Source organism: Mesorhizobium sp. M7A.F.Ca.CA.001.10.2.1 (genome assembly GCF_003998575.1).
Taxonomy (GTDB): domain Bacteria; phylum Pseudomonadota; class Alphaproteobacteria; order Rhizobiales; family Rhizobiaceae; genus Mesorhizobium.
This window is the reverse complement of sequence record NZ_RZQY01000827.1, coordinates 1-2,256: the sequence shown is the minus strand read 5'-3', so window position 1 is coordinate 2,256 and position 2,256 is coordinate 1. Positions and strand designations below refer to the sequence as shown.

Annotated in this window: 3 protein-coding genes; 1 reads left to right on the top strand and 2 read right to left on the bottom strand. The window is 60.7% G+C overall.

Going from position 1 to position 2,256, the window contains the following annotated elements; all coding sequences use genetic code 11:
- Nucleotides 1–159 (bottom strand): LysR family transcriptional regulator (locus tag EN964_RS32265; protein WP_127277277.1); only part of this gene is annotated, 159 nt, incomplete at its 3' end.
- Between the two features lie 111 nt (nucleotides 160–270).
- On the opposite strand from EN964_RS32265, the gene EN964_RS32260 reads away from it, so the two are divergent.
- Nucleotides 271–1,161 (top strand): fatty acid desaturase family protein, encoded by an 891-nt coding sequence (locus EN964_RS32260; protein WP_127268531.1) that lies wholly within the window; start codon nucleotides 271–273, stop codon nucleotides 1,159–1,161.
- Between the two features lie 12 nt (nucleotides 1,162–1,173).
- Here the strand turns inward: EN964_RS32260 and EN964_RS32255 are convergent.
- Nucleotides 1,174–2,256: bifunctional diguanylate cyclase/phosphodiesterase (locus EN964_RS32255; RefSeq protein WP_164776202.1), on the bottom strand; the 1,083-nt coding region annotated here is incomplete at its 5' end.

Here is a 2,256-nt window from a genome sequence, read left to right as displayed (position 1 = left end):
GTGGAACAGCTTGCGGCCCATCTGCTCCTCGACCGTGCGGATGAGCTGGCTGACGGCAGCGGCCGACACCGAAAGCTCTTCCGCTGCCGCGGCAAAGCTGCCTGTACGGGCCGCAGCCTCGAAAGTTTGAAGTCCTTTGAGAGAGGGAGGTACGGCCATACTCACCGAATAGATAAGTTCTGCTTATCTAGATTGCAGAAATCGTCGTTTTTGGAAAGGTTGTTCATTGGCTACAATGGGTTCATCAAACTCCAGTCTGGATCGAAGCACGTGGATCATCGTGACGTAATTTCATCGTTGACGCAGGAGGAGCGCAACCGGCTGACCGCCAAGTCTGATGTTGCGGGCCTCGTTCAGCTTGCTGCTCATTGGGGCGCGATCGTGGTCGTCGGATCGCTGATCGCCGCCAAGGTGCCGTTCTGGCCACTGCTGATGCTTCCGCAAGGTATCCTCATCGTCTTCCTGTTCACGCTGCTGCACGAGACGGTTCATCGCACGGCTTTTGAGGCACAGCGGCTGAACGATGTCGTGGCGCGGGTGTGCAGTCTGGCGATCGCACTGCCGGCGGACTGGTTCCGCTACTTCCACTTTGCCCACCATCGATACACGCAAGACCCGGAGAACGACCCTGAACTGGCCTTCCCGAAACCGGAGACATGGCGGCAATACCTCGTCCACATATCCGGCATCCCGTTATGGTGGGGCCACCTCAAGACGCTCTATGCTAACGCGGCGGGCGGTTGTCGCGAAAGCTACGTTCCGCCAAAGGGCTATGACAAGGTACGCAGCGAGGCACGCGCCATGATTGCCTTTTATGCCGTGGTCCTTCTGCTGGCCCTTTATTTCCGGCTCTCGGTGCTTGTCTATGTCTGGATCTTGCCCGCTCTGTTGGGGCAGCCGTTTCTGCGCCTCTATCTCTTAGCCGAGCACGGCCGTTGTCCGTTCGTCGCCAACATGCTGGAGAACACCAGGACCACGCTGACCAATTGGCTGGTCCGCAGGCTGGCGTGGAACATGCCGTTCCATGCCGAGCATCATGCCTATCCAGGCGTGCCGTTTCATCAACTGCCGCGGTTTCATGCGCTGATCGAGCGGCATCTCAAGGTGGTCGAGCCCGGCTATGTCAGCTTCCACGGCAAATACATCGACACGCTGCGTTGACGATGGCCGGCCTCAGCCGGTCTGGCTGTGCAGTGCTCGGGATTTCAGCAGACGCTGGATCTCGGCCGCCGTTGACGGCACGCCGATCAGATAGCCCTGCGCCTCTGTGCAGCCATTGCCGCGCAGGATGTCGAGTTGCACCTCGGTCTCGACCCCCTCGGCGGTGACAGTGATGCCAAGCTCGGCGCCCAGCCCGATGACGGTGCGAACGATCGCCGCGGCGTCACGATTGCCCAGGTCGTGGATGAACGAACGATCGATCTTGATCTTGTCGACGGGAAAACGCCTGAGATAGCCGAGCGAGGAATAGCCGATGCCGAAATCGTCCAGCGCGATGCGGATGCCGAGTTCGCGCAACTGCCGCAGCGTCCTCAGCACCGCCTCGCTTTCGTCCATTAGCACGGTTTCGGTGATTTCCAGCTCCAACCGATCGGCTGGCACGCCGGAGAAAGCCAGCGCCGAGATGACGCTGCGGGCGAAGCTGCCGCTTTTAAGTTGCACGGCCGAGACATTGACCGCGACGCGCAGGCCGGCGGGCCAGTCGGCCGCCGCCGTGCAGGCTTTCCTCAGCGCCCATTCGCCAAGCGGCACGATCAATCCAGTGTCTTCGGCGACCGGAATGAAGCTGTCCGGCGCCACCGTGCCGCGTGTCGGCGAATGCCAGCGCATCAAGGCTTCGGCGCCGACGATCTCCCCGGATGCGATGTTCATGATGGGCTGGAAGTCGAGGTCGAATTCCTGGCGCGGCAGCGCGGTCTCGAGGTCGATCTCCAGCGCACGCCGTGCCTGTACCATAGCGTCCATTCCGGGTTCGAAGAACCGATACTGATTGCGCCCTTCACTCTTCGCCCGGTAAAGCGCCGTATCGGCGTTTCTCAGCAGCGCGTCGGCATCTCCACCGTCGTCGGGGAAAACCGCGATGCCCAGGCTGATGCCGACATGCATCTCGCGGCTCTTGTCGCGGAACGGTTTTCCGATTGTCTCGACGATGCGCTTCGCGAGTTTTTCTGCATTGGCAATGCCCTTGAAGTTGAACTGGATGATGACGAATTCGTCGCCGCCGAAACGGGCGACGACGTCGGTTTCGTTGTGCAG